Below are 17,650 nucleotides of genomic sequence, written 5' to 3' on the forward strand. Positions count from 1 at the left end.
GCATGTTGGCGACGCATCTGAGGAAGGGCTGGTGGGATGGCTGCTCGGGATGGTCGGCTGCAGAAACTCGGATCGCGAGTGGTGTCCGCCATCGGGCGGCAAGAGTGGCTGGATCGGCCGAGCTATCGGTTCGAGCACGTGTTGAGCTTCGCCTTCAACGGCCTGGGCGGCGCCCGCAACGCCGTCGCCAACGCTCTGCACGGCGTGTGGCTGGGCCACCCGGTCCACCCGCCGCTGGCGTCGCTGACGAGCGGCGCGCTCGGCACCACCGTCGCGCTGGACGCGCTCAGCTTGCTGCCGGGCCGGCCCGCCACCGAGGTGCGCGACGCGTCGAAGTTCGCCTCCCGCGCCCTCGGGGTGGGCATCCTCGCCAGCATCGGGTCCGCCGTCACCGGCGTCACCGATTGGCAGCACACCCACGAATCGGACCGCCGGGTCGGGGTGGTGCACGGCCTGGTCAACCTGGTCGCCACGGCGCTGTACGCGCAGTCCTGGTGGGATCGCCGCCGAGGCCGGCACGGCCGCGGCATCGCCCTCACGGCGACGGGTTACGGCATCACGGTCGCGGGCAGTTACCTCGGCGGCGCGCTGGTGTTCGAGTCCGGCATCGGCATCGACCAGTCGGGCGCGCGGCTGCGCAGCACGGAATGGACGCCGGTGCTCCCCGCGAGCTCGCTGAACGGCAAGCCGGTGCGCGTCGAGGTCGACGGGGTGGGCCTGGTGGTGTGCCGGACCAAGCCGGGCGAGGTCGCGGCGTTCGGGGAGTGGTGCCCGCACCTGGCCGCCCCGATGGCCGACGGCTGGATGGACCGCGGCCGGCTCGTATGCCCTTGGCACGGTTCATGGTTCGCCGCCGAGTCGGGGGATGTGCTGCGCGGCCCGGCGGCCGCGCCGCTGCCGTGTTACCAGGCGAGGTTGGTCGACGGAATGGTCGAGGTACGTGCCGAGGAGGTAGCCAAGTGAACGCGTACGACGTGTTGAGAGAACACCACATCGTGATCAAGGGCCTGGGCCGCAAGGTGAGCGAGGCGCCGGTGAACAGCGAAGAGCGGCATGCCCTTTTCGACGACATGCTGATCGAACTCGACATCCACTTCCGCATCGAGGACGACCTGTACTACCCGGCGCTCAAAGACGCCACCAAGCTGATCGCCGTCGCGCACGCGGAGCACCGCCAGGTGATCGACCAGCTTTCGGTGCTGCTCAAGACGCCGCAGAGCGCGCCCGGTTACGAGGACGAGTGGAACTCCTTCAAGACGGTGCTCGAAGCCCACGCCGACGAGGAGGAGCGCGACATGATCCCGGCTCCGCCCGAGGTGAAGATCACCGACGCGGAGCTCGAGGAACTCGGCAACCAGATGGCCGCCAAAATGGAGCAATACCGCGGGTCGGCCCTGTACAGGATGCGCACCAAGGGTCGGGCCGCGCTGGTGCGCTCGCTGTAACTCGGGGCCCCACCCTGCGGGGTTCGGCGGGCCATCGAGAGTAGCGTCACGGCTCATGAACCCCGAGTGCGTCGCGTCTCAGGGTGACATCACGGCCGAGATCGCCGCCATCGCAGCCGAATACCGCGGGCCGGAGCCCCAGCCCCGGCTGGACTACCCGCCCTACCGCGGCACCGTCCTGCGCCATCCCCAACGACCCCTGGTGCCGGTGGATCCCGAGGGGGTCGAACACTGGGCGCCCTGCTTCGGCGACCAGGACGTCGACCCGCTCGACGCCGACCTGACGGCGGGCCACCCGGGCGAGCCCCTCGGCGAACGCGTGATCGTGGCCGGCCGGGTGCTCGACGGATCCGGCAATCCGGTGGCCGGCCAGCTGGTCGAGATCTGGCAAGCCAACGCCGGCGGCCGTTACCGCCACCAGCGCGACCAGCACCCGGCCCCGCTCGACCCCAACTTCACCGGCGCCGGCAGGTGCCTGACCGGGCCGGACGGCTCCTACCGCTTCCTGACCATCAAGCCGGGCCCGTACCCGTGGCGCAATCACCACAACGCGTGGCGCCCGGCGCACATCCACTTCTCCCTGTTCGGGACCGCTTTCACGCAGCGCCTGGTCACCCAGATGTACTTCCCGGGAGACCCGATGTTCGACCTCGATCCCATCTTTCAGTCGGTCCTCGACCCCGCCGCGCGGCGACGGCTGATCGCGCGCTACGACCACGACCTCACCGAGCCGGAGTACGCGACCGGCTACCGGTGGGACGTCGTGCTGGCCGGCGCCGCCCGTACCCCGACCGAGGGCGATGATGACTGAATTCCCTTGCACCCCAGGGCAAACGGTCGGCCCGTTCCTGGACCTCGGGCTGCCGTTTCCGGGGGACAGCGCGCTGGTCGGCGACGGACACCCGCAGGCGGTACGGCTGCACGGCACGGTCTACGACGGTGCCGGCGCCGGCGTCGGCGACGCCCTGGTCGAGCTGTGGCAGGCCGACGGCGCCGGCCGCATCCCGCGGCAGGCCGGATCGCTGCGCCGCGACACTTCGTCGTTCACCGGGTGGGGCCGCTGCGCGACCGATGCCGACGGTCGTTACGCATTCACCACCGTGGTGCCGGGTTCGAGCGCCGGAGCGCCGCCGTTCTTCGCCCTGACCGTATTCGCGCGGGGTCTGCTGGACCGGCTGTTCACCCGCGCCTACCTGCCCGACGGCGACCCGGGTGCCGACGCCCTGCTGGGCGGCCTCGACCCCGAACGGCGCGCCACCCTGCTCTGCGAACACGAAAGCAATTGCCGGGCATACCGTTTCGACATCCGCCTGCAGGGCGCGCGGGAGACGGTATTCCTGGCATACCGGGGCGGCGGGCGATGACCAACCTGTTGTGGCCCGGGGATCACCGTGCCGGAGAGCACATGACGGACCGGGCGCTCCTGCAGTCGATGGTCGCGGTGGAGTCCGCCTGGCTGGACGCCCTCGTCGCAGAAAAATTGGCCCCACCCGCGTGCGCCGGGGCGGACCTGCCAATGCTGTTGACCGCCAACGATTGTGAATCCCTGGCAGTGGCCGCCGAGGACGGCGGCAACCCGGTCATCGGCCTCGTCGAGCTGCTGCGCCAACGCGCCGCGCCGGAAGTCGCACCGTGGATCCATCGGGGCCTCACCAGCCAGGACGTCCTGGACACCGCTGTGATGCTCGGCGTGCGCGAGGTCGTGGGCGAGCTCGCCGCACAACTCAGGGGCCAGGTCTCGACGCTGACCGAACTCGCCGCCCTGCACCGGAGCACTCCCATGGTGGCGCGCACGCTTGGCCAGCACGCCGCGCCGACCACCTTCGGCGCGAAGGCGGCCGGCTGGTTGAACGGCGTCGTGGACGCCTTCCAGGGGTTGTCCGAGTTGGTTGTGCCCGCCCAGATCGGCGGTGCCGCCGGAACATTGGCCGCCACCACCGAGCTGGCCGCGCTGCTCGCCGGCGGGGCCGACCCCGCCGGGGTTTCCGCCGGCCTGGCGCACAGCGCGGCGACGGCACTGGGTTTGGCGGTCCGAATGCCTTGGCACACGACGCGCACACCGGTCACCGCGGCGGCCGACGCGTTCGTCGGCTGCACCGACTCGTGGGGCCGGATCGCCGCGGACGTCGTCACCCTGACCCGGCCGGAGATCGGGGAACTCGGCGAGCCGGGCGGCGGCAAGCGCGGGGGTTCGTCGTCGATGCCGCACAAACGAAACCCGGTGTTGTCCATCCTCATTCGCCGGACCGCGCTGTCCGGCCCCCAGCTGGCGGCGACCCTGCACGCCGCCGCGGCGCTGGCCAACGACGAGCGGCCCGACGGCGCCTGGCACGCGGAGTGGGACACCCTGCGGATCCTGGCCCGGCGCACCATGGTCGCCGGATCCCAATGCCGTGAATTGCTGGCCGGGCTGACGGTGCACGCCGACCGCATGTACGAAAACCTGGACGCGGCAGACGTTTTGGGGGAGCAGGACGCGATCGCCGAGCTGGCGGGGAAGCCCGCGTCGCCGACCTACTTCGGTGCGGTGGACCGGCTGATCGACGAGAGCCTGGACCGGGCGCGGCGGGTGATCGGTCAGCGCTGATAGATGCTGGCCAGCCAGATGTGCAGCAGCGTGTCGACGGCGCGGTCCTCGGGCATCGCCTCGTCCTCCCCGGTGAACGTCGCGGCCATCACCCGCTCGCTGAGCATGTTGAGCGCGACCGACAGCTGCTCGGCCGGGACGGTGTCGGGGGCCGCGCCCCGCCCGCGCTCGGCCTTGATTGCCGTCGTGGTCAGCGAGATCCACCGCTGCATCAGCGTGGACCACAACTGCCGCACCTCGGGGTTGGTCGCCTTCGCCGCGGCGCCGGCCACGGCGACCGCCGGGTGCGAGCCCGATACCTCGAAGAACGCCTCGATGCGGGCCCGCCACAGGTCCGCGGGGTCGCCGGTCGAGATGCCGCCGAGCGTGCTGAGGGCCGCGTGCGCCTTGCCGTTCATCTGGTCGAGCAGCGACAGCAGCACCGCGTTCTTCGATCGGAAATAGAAGTAGAAGGTGGGACGCGAAATTCCGGCGCCTTTTGCTAGGTCGTCCACCGAAAAGTCGGCCAACGGCCGTTCCTGCAGCAGCCGCTCGGCCGTGGCCAGGATCGCTTGCTCGCGGTCGTCACCGGAGTGCGGTGACGACCGGCGGCCGCGCGAGGCGTGCAGGTACTTGGTTCGTGTCGGCAGGTCGGACACGCCCGTTACTGTTGGGCACGCCGATATACGCGAACGAAACGGTTGATTACGCGCAGCAATAATGTCGATTAAGTTCGGCGCTTTGTTCGCGGGTGCCGACGCATTTGCTGGCCGCGCGGTGCGCCCGGTGGCCCGAGGCCTTCGTGCTTATGCGCCGTAGAGGGCGTCGAGGCGGTCGTGGAATTTATCGATGACGACCTTGCGGCGCAGTTTCATGCTGGGCGTCAGATCGCCGGACTCGACGGTGAACTCGCGGTCGGCGATGGTGAACCTCTTGATCTGTTCCCATCGGTTCAGTTCGGTGTTCAGGGCGTCGATGTAGCCGGCGATCAGCTGCCGGGTCTTGTCGTCGCGCGCGATGTCGGCGAAGGACTTACCCGCCAAGCCGTTCTTACCGGCCCACTCGGTGATCGCCTCGCCGTCGAGGCTGACCAGAGCGACGCAGTACGGCTTGCCCTCCCCGTAGACGACGATCTCGCTGACGTACGGGCAGCAGCCTTTGAAGCGCGCGTCGATCGCCGACGGCGCCACGTACTTGCCCTGCGAGGTCTTGAACATGTCCTTCTTGCGGTCGGTGATGCGCAGGAACCCGTCGGGGTCCACCTCGCCGATGTCGCCGGTGTGGAACCACCCGTCGGTGTCGAGCGCCTCGGCGGTGGCGTCGGGCAGGTCGTGGTAGGCCGTCATCAGCCCCGGCCCTTTGAGCAGGATCTCGCCGTCGTCGGCGATCTTCACGTCGGTGGCCGGGAAGGGCCAGCCGACCGTCCCGAACCGATAGGCGCTGGGGCGGTTGATGAATGAGGCGGCCGCGGTCTCGGTCAGCCCGTAACCCTCGAGCACGATGATGCCCACGGCGTCGAACCACTGGGCGACGTCACGGTCCAGCGCGGCCGCGGCGGAGACGAAGAACCGCAGGCGTCCGCCGAACCGCTCGCGGATGGTGCTGAACACCAGCCGGTCGGCCACCCGGTAGGCCAGCGACGATGCCAGCGAGGGCTTTTTCCCGGACTGTCGCGCCTCCGAGACCCTCTTGCCGACCCCTATCGCCCAATCGAAGATCATTTTCCTGAGCCTGCCGCGCTCGGCGGCCATGTCCTGGATGCGGGCGTGCGCCTTCTCGAAGATGCGCGGCGCCGCGCCCATGATGGTCGGCCGCACGGCCGCGAGATTGTCGATGATCCGCTCGACGCGCCCGTCGATGGCGGTGGGGAAGCCGATCTGCAGGGGCAACGCCAGCATCACCTTGCCGAACGCGTGCGACAGCGGCAGCCAGAGGAAATTGAGGTCGTCGGGACCAAGGATGCCCAACGCGTCGATGGCCGCGGCGGTGTACGTCCATGCCCCGTGCGTCAGCCGCACGCCCTTGGGCCGGCCGGTGGTGCCGGAGGTGTAGATCAGGCTGGCCAGGTCGTCGGGGCCGACGGCCGCGATTCGCTCGTTGACGGCCTCGGGCGCGTCCGCGAGCAATTGCTTGCCCAGCAGATCCAGATCGGCGAGGGAGATCACCCAGTCGCCGTCGCCGTTGCCGTCGATGACGACGACCTTGCCCACGTCGGGCAGTTCGGCCCGGTGCGCGATCAGCTTGTCGAGCTGGGTCTGGTTCTCGGCGACCACCACCCGGCTGCCGGAATTGGCCACGATGTAGGCGACATCGGGCGCGTTGGTCGTCGGATACACGGTCGTGGTCGCGGCCCCGGCGCACATGATGGCGAAATCGACGAGGACCCACTCGTAGCGCGTCGCGGAAGCGAGCGCGACCCGGTCCTCGGGCGCGATGCCCAGCGCGATCAGGCCCGCGGCGAGGTTGGTGACGCGTTCACCGACCTGTTGCCAGGTCACGCTCGCCCAGGTGTGGTCCTGTGGATAGCGGAAGGCCTCCGCGTTGGGAGTGGCGGCGACCCGGTTGACGAACATCTGTGCCACCGACGGCGCGCGGTTCTCGATCTTGCGGAAGTCGGGCCTCTCCATTGAGGCCAGGGGTGCATTCATAACGCGAATCCATTGTTGCCGAAACGGATACCGATGACGTGGCGCACCGATATACCGTTCGATCCTGGGGAGCGCGGTAACCACGCGGTAGAGACGAAAGTCACGTGGGGATCGGCAAACGTCCCGGCGAGCGTCAGTCGGCCAGCGCTATCTCGATGGACAAGCACTCCCCGAGGGCGTGCGCCGCGGACCAATCACCGCCGCGAACCGCGCGCTCGAGGTCGTCTACCAGCGGGCTGTGCGCGCCGAGCTCCGCCAACCACGCGGAGACGGTCGCGGGAATTTGATGGGCGGGCACCCGGGCGATGTGTCCATCGTGGAGGCGATCCGTCAGCTGGTAGATCGTGGCAGTGGGCCTGCGTTGCGGCCAATGCTGCCGCCACTTCGCTGTATTCATGTTCCCTCCCCGTTAGCCTTAACGATCCATCCGACCAGTCCCGAGGGGCCGGGCGTAGAGGCGAAGAGCACGACTACCGAAAGGCTTTGGTCTTGCTTGCGGCCTGCCGAAGTCCCAGTCCGACAGGGTCTTTTGTCACTGCGGTCACCTACTTACTTCTCCGGCGATGGCGGTGCGGGTCACGTACCGTACATCGGGATGGTGCATCGCCACGTTACTCGTTTCGGGTTCCCCAATTTACGAAATCGGCGAGATGACCGCTTTAGCAATGGATTCGCAATCGGGATGTGATTCCGGATGGGCGAGCGGGCCGGCGTGAGGGCCGTCAGCGCCGAGGAACTTGCCGCTCTGCCGATGTTTGCCGACATTCGGGCGGAGGATCTCGCCCCCCTGGCGGCCCTGCTCGAACCCCTGCACGCCGTGGCGGGCGAGGTGCTGATGCGGCAGGGCGAACGAGCGGAGTCATTCGCGATCATCGCGTCCGGTCGGGTCGAGGTGCGGCACGCCGGCCCCGCGGGCCGAGTGACAACCACCGAGTTGTCGTCGGCAACGATCGTCGGCGAGATCGCGTTGCTGCGGCACGCGACCAGAACGGCGACGGTGACCGCGCGCGAGGACGTGCGCGGCTACACCGGTTACAGCGCCGCGTTCGACCGCATGCTGGCCATGCCTGCCATTGCCGGCCAGATGCTGCGCACCGCGCGGCAGCGGCTCGCCGCCTACATCACCCCCATCCCGGTATCGACCAGAGACGGGGCCCCGCTGTCGTTGCGCCCCGTCCTACCCGGCGACGCCGAGCGGTTTCAAACCAGCGGTTCCTTCTCCCGGGAGACGCTTTACCGGCGGTACCAGGGCGGGACCCCGACCGAGGCGCGCCTGAGCTATCTGTTCGAGGTCGACTACGTCGACCACTTCGTCTGGGTCGTCACCGACGGCGCCGCGGGGCCGGTGATCGCGGACGCCCGCTTCGTCCGGGACCAGGACGATCCCGCCTCGGCGGAGGTCGCGCTCACCGTCGCGGACGGCTACCAGGGCCGCGGGATCGGCACGCTGCTGCTCGGTGCGCTGGCGGTCGCCGCGCGCGTCGACGGCATCAGGCGGTTTCACGCCCGCGTGCTGGCCGATAATCCGCCCGCGCGCGCGTTGGGGGAGAAGGTGAAGGCGCGCTGGGCGCACGAGGAGCCGGGCGTGGTCACCACGACGGGCGAGATTCCGCGCTTCGCCGACCTGCCGCTGGATCCCAAGGTGTCACAGCAGATCCGCCGGGTCGCCCGCCAGGTGATCCAGGCGTTCGACTAGGCCGGGCATGGACTTTCGCGGCGGCGACCGGGCCGTAAGTCCCTAACCGGCCGGTTTGACCGCCTGCTACCTTGCCCCCATGGCGGGACCGACCAACGACGGCGCTTCCGAACCCCCGGGTGCGGCGCCTTCCAGCGCATCCGGTGGCATCGGGTTGAGCAGCGCAGTCAGGCCGTTCACCAGCACCGGTCGATACCTCGCCCAGTCGTGGCGCGACTACCTCGGGCAAGCGCCCGACGAGCTTCCGATCGCGCGGCCCACCCTCGCCCTGGCGGCGCAGGCGTTCCGCGACGAAGTCGTCCTGGTGGGCCTGAAGGCGCGCCGCCCGGTCAGCCGACCCGACGACTTCGAGCGGATCACGAGCGAGGTGGACGCGGCGCTGAAGTTCTACGGCGACCGGGGCTGGCTGGACCATCCGAAGAAATTTTTCGGTGCGCCTCCGCCGCTTTCGGATGTCGAGGTGCGAAAGGTCAAGAAGGGCAGGCGTTCCTACTACCGGATGTCCTTCGAGAGCGGATACCACCCCCGACCGGGTGAGCCGGGCGCCGAGCGGTGGATGGGCTACACCGCCAACCGCCGCGAGTACGCCCTGTTGCTCCGCCATCCACAACCGCGGCCCTGGCTGGTGTGCGTGCACGGAACCGAAATGGGCCGGGCCGCTTTGGATCTCGCGCTGTTCCGGGCCTGGCGGTTGCACGAGGATCTCGGGCTCAACGTGGTGATGCCGGTGCTGCCGATGCACGGCCCCCGCGCCCGCGACCTGCCGAAGGGCGCGGTGTTTCCCGGGGAGGACATCCTCGACGACGTGCACGCGACGGCGCAGGCGGTGTGGGACATCCGGCGGCTGTTGTCCTGGATACGCCGGCAGGAGCCGGAATCGCAGATCGGGTTGAACGGTCTTTCGCTCGGCGGCTACATCACCGCGCTGGTTGCCAGCCTCGAAACCGGGCTCACCTGCGCGATTCTCGGCGTTCCGGTCGCCGACCTGGTCGGGCTGCTCAACCGGCACGCGGGGCTGCCCCCCGAGGACCCCCGACGCCAGACGATGGAACTGGCCGAGGCGCTGGGGCGGATGACCTCGCCCCTGTCGCTGGCGCCCCTGGTGCCCCTGCCGGGCCGTTTCATCTACGCGGGCGTCGCCGACCAGGTGGTGCACCCGCGCGAGCAGGTGATTCGCCTCTGGGAGCATTGGGCCAAACCGGAAATCGTCTGGTACCGCGGCGGTCACACCGGATTCTTCCGCGCGCGGCCGGTACAGCGGTTCGTCGAGGCGGCATTGCAGCAGTCGGGCCTCTTGACCGGGGCCATGACCGAACGCGACCGCCCCGCCTAGTCGCGGAGGCCGAAATGCAACCCTTGGATCCGTTGGACGCGGCCATGATGACCGCGGAGTGGGTGTCGAGCCCGATGCACGTCGGCGCCGTGCTGATTCTGTCGCCGCCGGATGACGCCGGGCCCGACTACGTCGAGGAACTGCACCGGACGGCGCTCGCCGGGATCGACTCGGTCGATCCCCGGCTGTGCAAGTACCCGCATCGCGGCGTGGACACCGGGGGCATGTGGGTCTGGCGACACATGGATCCCGTTGACGTGAGCCGACATTGCCAGCGCCGCACCGTCACCGAAGACGGGTTCTGGCGGCTGATCGGGGAATTGGACGCGCTGCGCCTGGACTGGAACCGGCCGATGTGGATGTCGTATCTGATCGACGGGCTGGACGGGGGCCGGTTCGCCTTCTACATCAAGGTGCATCACACCGTCACCGACGGGGTGGCGGGCTTCCAGATGATCACCGACGCGCTGAGCACCGATCCGAATCGCCGCTCGATGCCACCGTTTTACGCCGACCATCGGCGTGCGCCCGCACCGCCGGCCCCGGGCGGCGGCCTGGTGTCCCGCCTGGTGGCACCGGTGAAATCGCTGACCGACGCGGCGGCCGCGGGCGCGGGGCTGATCGGGCGGGTGGCCGCCGGCGAGATCACCACCGTGCTGGACTCGCTGGTGGGGCACACCACCGTGCTGCCCCTGGGCGCCCCCTTCACCCGGTTCAACGGCCGCCCGGGCCCCGAGCGCGCGGTCGCCGCGGGCAGCTGGGCACTCGAGCGCATCCACGCGGTGCGCGAGGCGGCCGGGGTGACCGGCAACGATGTGCTCACCGCGATGGCGGCCGGCGTGGTGCGGCGCTGGTTGGGCGATCACGGCGAATTGCCCAATCGGTCCCTGGTGGCGGCCTGCCCCGTCACGGTGCGCGACCGCGACCACGACGTGCCGGATGACCAGCACGGCAACCGCTTTGGATTGTGGATGTGCCCGCTGGGCACCGACCTGGACGATCCGAAGGACCGGCTCGATCTGATCCATCGGTCGATGTCGGAGGGCAAGCGGTGGGTGTCCAAGCGGGGAGCGGCGGCATCGCTGCTGACCAACGCCGGAAGCATCGCCGCGACGGCCATCGGCCCGTTGCTGCCGTTCACACCGAAAATCCGCACCGGGTACAACCTGCCGATCTCGCACGTTCGCGGCCCCTCGGCCCAAATGTATTGGAACGGCGCGCGTATCGAGGCGATGTACCCGGTGTCAACGGTGTACGACGGCCACGCGCTCAACATCACGACGTGCCTGTACGCCGAGCGGGTCGGATTCGGCTACGCCGCGGGCCGCGACGTGGTGCCCGATATCGAGACGCTGATCCCGTGGACCGAGGAATCCCTTGCCGAGCTGGAAAGCGTTGTGGGCGTTGCTAATTGAAGCGCGTTAGCTACGGCGGCGCCCCAGAACGCGTTCCAGGACGGTGTTGGACAGGTCGCCGTCATCGGCGACGCGGGAGAGGCCGCGGCGACGCAGGAATGTGTCCAGGCGGCGGTCGGGGGACCAGTCGGCGTAGATCGGCCCAAGATAGTGCGATTGCAAGAATTCCGAAGCCAGGGCGTCCACGTCAGAGTCGGTCAGCAAGAGATACCCCCATAGCCGTCTCACTCCTTTGGTCAACCGCATCAGTCAAGTTACGGGAGACCGCGCGGTAATTCCGTCACGCGCAGATTGCGGATGCGGCCCAAAGTCATCACGGCAAGCCGGAACAAACGCCCCGCGCGGGGTCCAACGACCCTAGTGGCGACGGCGGCGTCGACCTACGTTCGGGTCAGAGGCGGCCCTCGAACCGCCTCCCCTCAACGACTTTGGAGGTCCGAGGTGCGCGACGCGATCCCACTGGGGCGGATCGCCGGCTTTCCGGTGAACCTGCACTGGAGCGTGCTGGTCATTTTGTGGTTGTTCACCTGGAGCCTGGCCAGCACGCTGCCCTCCAGCGTCGGGGGTTACTCGCCGCTCGCCTACTGGGCGGCCGGCGCGTGCGGTGCGCTGGTGCTGCTGGCGTCGCTGGTGGCGCACGAGCTGGCGCACGCCGTGGTCGCCCGCCGCGCCGGGGTGCCGGTGGGCAGCGTGACGCTGTGGCTGTTCGGCGGCGTGACCACGCTCGGCGGCGAGGCGAAGACGCCGGCGGCGGCGTTGCGCATCGCGATCGCGGGTCCGGTCACCAGCCTCGGGCTGGCGGCCGTCTTCGGCGGCCTGGTTGCCGCCCTGCCGGCCATGGGCGCCAGCCCGATCGCCGTCGGGGTCGCTTCGTGGCTGGCCGGCATCAACCTGCTGCTCGGGCTGTTCAACCTGTTGCCGGGCGCCCCCTTGGACGGTGGCCGGGTGCTGCGGGCCTTCCTGTGGCGCCGGCACGGGGACAGCGTGCGCGCCACCATCGGCGCGGCCCACGCCGGGCGGGTGGTCGCGTTCATCCTGATTGCGTTGGGATTGGCCGAGTTCCTGGTCGGCGGTGTCGTGGGCGGTGTGTGGCTGGCCTTCATCGGCTGGTTCATCTTCGCCGCCAGTCGCGAAGAGGAGACGCGGATTTCGACGCAGCAGATGTTCGCCGGGGTGCGCGTCGCCGACGCCATGACCGCGCGGCCGCACACCGCGCCAGGCTGGATCACCGTCGACGATTTCGTGCAGCGCTATGTGCTCGGCGACCGGCATTCGGCGTACCCGGTCGTCGACCGGAGCGGGTCGGTTACGGGGCTGATCACGTTGCGGCAGTTGCGTGACATGGCGCCCGGGCGGCGCGCCACCGCCACCGTGGGCGAGGTGGCGCAACCCCTGCAGGAGGTGCCGTCCGGCGCGCCGCAGGAGCCACTGACCGCCCTGCTGGAGCGGATGGCCCCCGCCGGCCCCCGCAGCCGTGCGCTGGTGTTCGAGGGCGACCAGGTGGTCGGCATCGTCACGCCCACCGACGTGGCTCGGCTCATCGAGGTGTATCGGCTCGCCCACCCAGAAGACCCGAAACGGGCGTCGGCGCAGAGCATTTGAGCGCATGGCTTTAGGCGGGGGAGGTGCCGGGTGTGATCTTCAGCCGCCTTTCGTTTTTACAAAAATTTATTGTGTAAACTCTTGGCCCATGGCGTGCGTGCGTGGTGCGGCTTTGGCCGAGCGCCCGGCTGGGTGGGCGCCGGGCGGCCGCGGGATTCGCGGGTTGGGCGGCCAAGACGCCCCGGGCCGGTGTAGACACGCCTTGGGTGGCCGCTCGAGCGATGGCCGGCCAAGCAGAAGGAGCGTGAGGGTCCCGTGAAGTTGCCGCCGAGGTCGACCGGCGAATCCGCCAGCCGCCGCCGCGAGGTGCTGCGGATCCTGCGGGCGTCGCCCGATGCCATGAGCATCGCCGCCATCGCCGAGGTGCTGGGCGTGCATCCCAATACCGTCCGCTTCCACCTTGAGAGCCTGGTCGGCCAGGGGCAAGTGGAGCAGGTCGAGCTGGACCGCAAGGGACCGGGCCGTCCACCCCTGATGTTCCGCGCGGTGCGGCAGATGGACCGCGGCGGCACGCGGCACTATCGCCTCCTCGCCGAGATCCTGGCCGTGGCGTTCGCCGGCGAGCGGGACGCCGGCGCCAAGGCCTTGGCCGCTGGCCGCGCCTGGGGCCGAAAGCTGGAATCCAGCCTGGAAGCGGTGCCGCCGAAGGCCGCCAACGCCGCCGACGCCATCGACCAACTGGTGAACATGCTCGACGAACTCGGCTTCGCACCCGAGCGCCGCAAGGCCGATGGCGGGCAGCAGGTCGGGCTGCGGCACTGCCCGTTCCTGGAATTGGCCGAAGACCGGATGGCCGTCGTCTGCCCGGTGCACCTCGGCCTCATGCAGGGCGCCATGGAGGCGTGGGGCGCGCCGGTCTCGGTCGACCGGCTCGACGCGTTCGTCGAACCCGATCTGTGCGTGGCGCACCTGGCGCCGCAGAAAGTGGCCAAATGAGCGCCGGGCCGGCGGTCGCCGTCGCGGTGACGTTCGTGTGGCTCGGCATGGTGCTGGCCATTTCGTTCTTGGAGGCGCCGCTGAAATTCCGGGCGCCCAACGTGACCTTGCAGATCGGGCTCGGCATCGGGCGGCTGGTGTTCCGCGCCCTCAACACCGTCGAGGTCGCCTTCGCCCTGGTTGTGGCGGCGATCGTGGTCGCCGGCCCCTCGCGGGCGGGCGTCGCCGCGGCGATCTTCGTCGCCATCGGCGCGCTGGCGGTGCAGTTGATCGCGGTGCGGCCCCGATTGACACGCCGATCCGACAGCGTGCTCGCCGGGGCGCAGGGGCCGCGCTCGCGGGCCCACTACGTGTACATCGGCTTGGAAGTGGTCAAGGTCATCGCGTTGGTGGTGGCGGGGATACTGCTATTGACGGCCTGATCGCGTCCGCTCAACCGCAAAGGACTCAGCTATGGAATCGATCTCGTTGACCAGCCTCGCGTCCGAAAAGCTGGCCGAAGCCAAGGAATCGCACAGCGGGCGGGCCGCCCACACCATCCACGGTGGCCACACCCACGAACTTCGCCAGACCGTGTTGGCTTTGCTTGGCGGCCATGACCTTTCCGAACACGACAGCCCCGGCGAGGCGACGCTGCAGGTCCTGCAGGGTCATGTCCGCTTGACGGCCGGCGGTGACGCGTGGGAGGGCAGGACCGGTGACTATGTCGCCATCCCGGCGGAGCGGCACGCGCTGCATGCGGTCGAGGATTCGGTGGTCATGCTGACCGTGCTCAAGACCCTTCCCGCGGTTCACTAGCCGGATGCTCGCCACGCGCTGGTCGAGGGAATTCGGGCTGCGGGTCCCGATCGTCAACGCGCCGATGGGTGGGGTCGCCGGCGGCCGGCTGGCCGCGGCGGTCACCGCCGCCGGCGGTCTGGGCATGGTCGGCATGGGCAGCGTCGCGACGAGGGAACTGCTGCAAGCACAGCTGCGGCACGTGCGGGGGACCTTCGGCATCGGCCTGGTCGACTGGGTGATGCGCACCGAGGCGGGCCTGCTAGACGACGCCCTGGCCGCACGGCCGGCGCTGCTGTCGGTCAGCTTCGGGACCGACTGGTCGTGGGTCGCCAAGGCCCACGACGCCGGAATCCCCACGGCGACACAGGTTTACGACGGCATCGGGGCTCGGCAGGCGGCCGACGCCGGCGTCGACATCCTGGTGGCCCGGGGTGCGGAGGGCGGCGGGCATGGCGAGACGAAGCTCGCGACGCTGCCGTTGCTCGACACCGTGCTGGACGCCGTCTCGGTGCCGGTCCTCGCGGGTGGGGGTGTCGCGTCGGCGCGCAGCCTGGCCGCCGTGCTGGCCGCCGGGGCGAGCGGGGCGTGGGTGGGCACCCGCCTGGCCGCGTGCCCGGAGGCGCTCTCCGGCGACGGCAGCCGCCGCGCGCTGATCGCGGCCCGGGCCACCGACACCGCGGTCACCCGGGCGTTCGACGTCGCCCAGGCCCGGCCGTGGCCCGCGCGTTTCCCCTCGCGGGTGCTGACCAACGACTTCGTCGAGCGCTGGACCGGCAAGGAGGACGCGCTCGACCCGCAGGCGTGCGACGAACTCGAGGCCTCGATCGCCGCCGACGATCGCCGGGTGGCCCCGGTCGACGCCGGTCAGGGCGTCGGGATGATTCGCGACGACGCGTCGGTGGCGGAGGTGATCGACGAAATGTGTTCGGGCGCAGAGCGTTTGCTCGCTCGCTGGGGATCCTAGCGCCGCCCGCCACGCTGGCGTGACGTTCGGCGGCCTACGTCACGCTGGCGTGACGCTCGGCGGCCTGGGGGACCTGAGCCCGGCTCAGACCCCGCGCAGATAGCGTTTGGCGATGACGCGCTGGGCCACCGCCACCACCGGCCTGGCGACCTTGCTCCACCAGGTCGCCGGCCGGGAGAACGCCGTCACCTCCGCGAACACCGCGGAGGTGGCGGGGTCGCGCCGGACGACGAAGCGTTCCTCGCCGGACTCCGGATGCCCAGGCAGGGTGCCGTAGGCGAATCCGCGCATGTCGGGTTCGTCGATCACGTACACCACCCGGCACGGCGCGGGCAGAAAACCCATGCGTACCAACACAACCGTGCCGACCTCGGCGACCTCCGAGCTGGCCCGCACCCGCAGGCCCGCGCCGTGCTGCATGCCCCACCGCATGACGGCGTCGGCGGCCTTCTCGAAGCGCTGCTGCCCCGTGCCGATCTGTTTCTCGGTGTGCAGGTGGCCGTACCCCGCGGGCAACGTGCCGGACGCGGTCGCCCCCACCTCGGAGTAGGTCAACGGCAGTTCCTCGAGCGCTCCTAGGTCCACCGGCCCAGCTTGCCACGCCGGGATGCGCGGCGGATTTCCGGCGTACGGTCGTAAAAGTGACCGCACAAAACTCGGAAACCGTTGCATCAAAAAGCCAAGCGTCCGGAACGTTCACACTCGGCGGCGACCTGACCGTCAACCGGCTCGGGTTCGGCGCCATGCGCCTGACCGGCAAGGGCGTCTGGGGCCCGCCGGCTGACCGGGACGAGGCCGTCCGGGTGTTGCGCCGGGCCGTCGAACTCGGGGTGAACTTCATCGACACCGCCGACTCCTACGGCCCCTACATCGCCGAGGAGATCATCCGCGAGGCGCTGCACCCCTACGACGGGTTGGTCATCGCCACCAAGGCGGGCCTGCTGCGCACCGGACCCGACGTCTGGATCCCGCTGGGCAACCCGAGCTATCTGCGCCAGGAATGCGAGATGAGCCTGCGCCGCCTCGGCGTCGAGACCATCGACCTGTTCCAGCTGCACCGCATCGACCGCGACTTCCCGCTGGCCGACCAGGTGGGCGAGCTGGCGGCGCTGAAGAACGAGGGCAAGATCCGCCACATCGGCCTGTCCGAGGTGAACGTCGACCAGCTCACGGAGGCCCAGCGGATAACCGAGATCGTGTCGGTGCAGAACATGTACAACCTGTCGGCCCGGGGCGCCGAACCGCTGGTGGACGCCGCGACCAGCCAGGGCATCGGGTTTATCCCGTGGTTCCCGCTGGCCGCCGGGCCGCTGGCAGCTACCGACGGCCCGCTGCAGCGCATCGCCGCCGATCACCACGCCAGCCCGTCGCAGCTGGCGCTGGCCTGGTTGCTCAAGCGCTCGCCGGTGATGCTGCCGATTCCCGGCACGTCGAAGGTGGCGCACCTGGAGGAGAACGTCGCCGCCGCCCAGATCGAGCTGAGCGACGACGAGTTCGAGGCGCTGTCGACCGCCGGAGGTCAGAACACCGTCTGACCACCCGATACGGTGTCCGGGTGAGCAGCGGACAGGCCAGGCATCCCGGCGGCGGGTTCAACCCGCCCGAACCGACGACCAAGGGCGGCCCCGACTACGGCCGGTTCATCGACGCGGTGCGCAAGCTGCAGGACCACGCCCGCGCCGTGGACGCCCCCGACGAGGTGATCACCGAGGCGGCGAATCAGCTGGAGAAGGTGTCGGCGTTGCTCGCGCCGTACGACGCCGACGAGTGGGCCTCGCCCTCGGGCCGGCGCATGGACCTGCCGATGCGCGGCAACCTTCTGACCGTCCCGATGTCGGCCCGCAAGGGTGACGACGGCCGCGTGCACGGCTGGGCGCGCTTCGCCCGGTTCCATCTGGGACGCAACGGCGCGGTGCACGGCGGCTCGCTCGGCATGCTGTTCGACACCGTGCTCGGCCTGACGGCGGTGCTGCTCACGGGGAGCCGCCGCCAGCGCACCGCGTACCTCAAGATCGATTACCGCAACATCGTGCCCATCGAAAAGGAGTTGCAGTTCGACGCCGGGGTGGACCGCGTGGACGGGCGCAAGATCTTCGTGTCCGGGCGGTTGACCGACGGCGACACCCTGCTCACGGAAGCCGACGCCCTGTTCGTGCGGCTCAAGCCCGGGCAACCCTAGCGCTATGTCGTGCCGAAAATCGTTGCCCCGTAAGGGTTTCGGCGACCTCCGGTTGGACGGCGGCACGGTCGACTGCGTCGGTGCGT

At 69.8% G+C, this 17,650-nt stretch carries 20 protein-coding genes; 15 read left to right on the top strand and 5 right to left on the bottom strand.

What is annotated here, in order from left to right; all coding sequences use genetic code 11:
- Nucleotides 1-36: 36 nt before the first annotated feature.
- From WU80_RS04370 to WU80_RS04390, 5 genes are all read left to right on the top strand, one after another.
- Nucleotides 37-963 (top strand): Rieske 2Fe-2S domain-containing protein, encoded by a 927-nt coding sequence (locus WU80_RS04370; RefSeq protein ID WP_055403929.1) that lies wholly within the window; start codon nucleotides 37-39, stop codon nucleotides 961-963.
- Nucleotides 960-1,445, top strand: coding sequence for a hemerythrin domain-containing protein (locus tag WU80_RS04375; protein ID WP_055403930.1), 486 nt, complete (start codon nucleotides 960-962; stop codon nucleotides 1,443-1,445). Before WU80_RS04370 ends, WU80_RS04375 begins: the two co-directional genes overlap by 4 nt.
- A gap of 55 nt (nucleotides 1,446-1,500) precedes the next feature.
- On the top strand, nucleotides 1,501-2,256 hold the full coding sequence (gene pcaH / locus WU80_RS04380; RefSeq protein WP_055403931.1) for a protocatechuate 3,4-dioxygenase subunit beta: 756 nt from the start codon (nucleotides 1,501-1,503) through the stop codon (nucleotides 2,254-2,256).
- A complete protein-coding gene (gene pcaG, locus WU80_RS04385; protein WP_055403946.1) occupies nucleotides 2,249-2,809 on the top strand; it encodes a protocatechuate 3,4-dioxygenase subunit alpha in 561 nt (186 codons plus the stop codon). The genes pcaH and pcaG overlap by 8 nt, the downstream gene beginning before the upstream one ends.
- A gap of 152 nt (nucleotides 2,810-2,961) precedes the next feature.
- The gene (locus WU80_RS04390) at nucleotides 2,962-4,032 is read left to right on the top strand and encodes a lyase family protein (protein WP_369808492.1); all 1,071 of its coding nucleotides are present in this window, start codon (nucleotides 2,962-2,964) and stop codon (nucleotides 4,030-4,032) included.
- Here the strand turns inward: WU80_RS04390 and WU80_RS04395 are convergent.
- From WU80_RS04395 to WU80_RS04405, 3 genes are all read right to left on the bottom strand, one after another.
- Complete coding sequence (locus tag WU80_RS04395; RefSeq protein WP_055403933.1) at nucleotides 4,023-4,670, bottom strand: TetR/AcrR family transcriptional regulator; 648 nt, start codon at nucleotides 4,668-4,670, stop codon at nucleotides 4,023-4,025. The two genes, WU80_RS04390 and WU80_RS04395, sit on opposite strands and share 10 nt — an antisense overlap.
- Before the next feature lie 147 nt (nucleotides 4,671-4,817).
- Nucleotides 4,818-6,659 (bottom strand): long-chain fatty acid--CoA ligase, encoded by a 1,842-nt coding sequence (locus tag WU80_RS04400; protein WP_055403934.1) that lies wholly within the window; start codon nucleotides 6,657-6,659, stop codon nucleotides 4,818-4,820.
- Between the two features lie 133 nt (nucleotides 6,660-6,792).
- Nucleotides 6,793-7,056 carry a hypothetical protein gene (locus WU80_RS04405; RefSeq protein WP_055403935.1) on the bottom strand — a complete coding sequence of 88 codons (264 nt, stop codon included), beginning with the start codon at nucleotides 7,054-7,056 and terminating at the stop codon, nucleotides 6,793-6,795.
- Between the two features lie 297 nt (nucleotides 7,057-7,353).
- Between WU80_RS04405 and WU80_RS04410 the strand changes: the two genes are divergently transcribed.
- From WU80_RS04410 to WU80_RS04420, 3 genes are all read left to right on the top strand, one after another.
- Nucleotides 7,354-8,355 (top strand): GNAT family N-acetyltransferase, encoded by a 1,002-nt coding sequence (locus tag WU80_RS04410; protein WP_055403936.1) that lies wholly within the window; start codon nucleotides 7,354-7,356, stop codon nucleotides 8,353-8,355.
- A gap of 79 nt (nucleotides 8,356-8,434) precedes the next feature.
- A complete protein-coding gene (locus WU80_RS04415) occupies nucleotides 8,435-9,688 on the top strand; it encodes a S9 family peptidase (protein WP_055403937.1) in 1,254 nt (417 codons plus the stop codon).
- A gap of 14 nt (nucleotides 9,689-9,702) precedes the next feature.
- A complete protein-coding gene (locus tag WU80_RS04420) occupies nucleotides 9,703-11,103 on the top strand; it encodes a wax ester/triacylglycerol synthase family O-acyltransferase (protein WP_055403938.1) in 1,401 nt (466 codons plus the stop codon).
- A 6-nt stretch (nucleotides 11,104-11,109) separates the two neighbouring features.
- On the opposite strand, the gene WU80_RS04425 is transcribed toward WU80_RS04420, so the two are convergent.
- A complete protein-coding gene (locus WU80_RS04425) occupies nucleotides 11,110-11,304 on the bottom strand; it encodes a hypothetical protein (RefSeq protein ID WP_197281273.1) in 195 nt (64 codons plus the stop codon).
- Nucleotides 11,305-11,544: 240 nt separating this feature from the next.
- Between WU80_RS04425 and WU80_RS04430 the strand changes: the two genes are divergently transcribed.
- The 5 genes from WU80_RS04430 to WU80_RS04450 all read left to right on the top strand — a co-directional run bounded on the left by WU80_RS04430 (nucleotide 11,545) and on the right by WU80_RS04450 (nucleotide 15,385).
- Nucleotides 11,545-12,705, top strand: coding sequence for a site-2 protease family protein (locus WU80_RS04430; RefSeq protein ID WP_055403940.1), 1,161 nt, complete (start codon nucleotides 11,545-11,547; stop codon nucleotides 12,703-12,705).
- A gap of 255 nt (nucleotides 12,706-12,960) precedes the next feature.
- Nucleotides 12,961-13,641: a metalloregulator ArsR/SmtB family transcription factor gene (locus tag WU80_RS04435; RefSeq protein ID WP_055403941.1), complete on the top strand. Its 681-nt coding sequence runs from the start codon at nucleotides 12,961-12,963 to the stop codon at nucleotides 13,639-13,641.
- Nucleotides 13,638-14,063 carry a hypothetical protein gene (locus WU80_RS04440; protein WP_055405731.1) on the top strand — a complete coding sequence of 142 codons (426 nt, stop codon included), beginning with the start codon at nucleotides 13,638-13,640 and terminating at the stop codon, nucleotides 14,061-14,063. The genes WU80_RS04435 and WU80_RS04440 overlap by 4 nt, the downstream gene beginning before the upstream one ends.
- A 31-nt stretch (nucleotides 14,064-14,094) precedes the next feature.
- On the top strand, nucleotides 14,095-14,439 hold the full coding sequence (locus WU80_RS04445; protein WP_055400833.1) for a cupin domain-containing protein: 345 nt from the start codon (nucleotides 14,095-14,097) through the stop codon (nucleotides 14,437-14,439).
- Between the two features lie 4 nt (nucleotides 14,440-14,443).
- Nucleotides 14,444-15,385 (top strand): nitronate monooxygenase family protein, encoded by a 942-nt coding sequence (locus WU80_RS04450; RefSeq protein ID WP_055400835.1) that lies wholly within the window; start codon nucleotides 14,444-14,446, stop codon nucleotides 15,383-15,385.
- 84 nt (nucleotides 15,386-15,469) lie between these two features.
- Here the strand turns inward: WU80_RS04450 and WU80_RS04455 are convergent, their stop codons facing one another.
- The gene (locus WU80_RS04455) at nucleotides 15,470-15,970 is read right to left on the bottom strand and encodes a DUF1990 family protein (RefSeq protein WP_055400837.1); all 501 of its coding nucleotides are present in this window, start codon (nucleotides 15,968-15,970) and stop codon (nucleotides 15,470-15,472) included.
- Nucleotides 15,971-16,026: 56 nt separating this feature from the next.
- On the opposite strand from WU80_RS04455, the gene WU80_RS04460 reads away from it, so the two are divergent.
- Nucleotides 16,027-16,920, top strand: coding sequence for an aldo/keto reductase (locus WU80_RS04460; protein ID WP_055400839.1), 894 nt, complete (start codon nucleotides 16,027-16,029; stop codon nucleotides 16,918-16,920).
- 20 nt (nucleotides 16,921-16,940) lie between these two features.
- Nucleotides 16,941-17,564: a PaaI family thioesterase gene (locus WU80_RS04465; protein WP_055400841.1), complete on the top strand. Its 624-nt coding sequence runs from the start codon at nucleotides 16,941-16,943 to the stop codon at nucleotides 17,562-17,564.
- The last annotated feature ends 86 nt before the right edge of the window (nucleotides 17,565-17,650 follow it).

It is taken from the genome of Mycobacterium sp. UM_11 (assembly GCF_001414075.1).
Taxonomy (GTDB): domain Bacteria; phylum Actinomycetota; class Actinomycetes; order Mycobacteriales; family Mycobacteriaceae; genus Mycobacterium.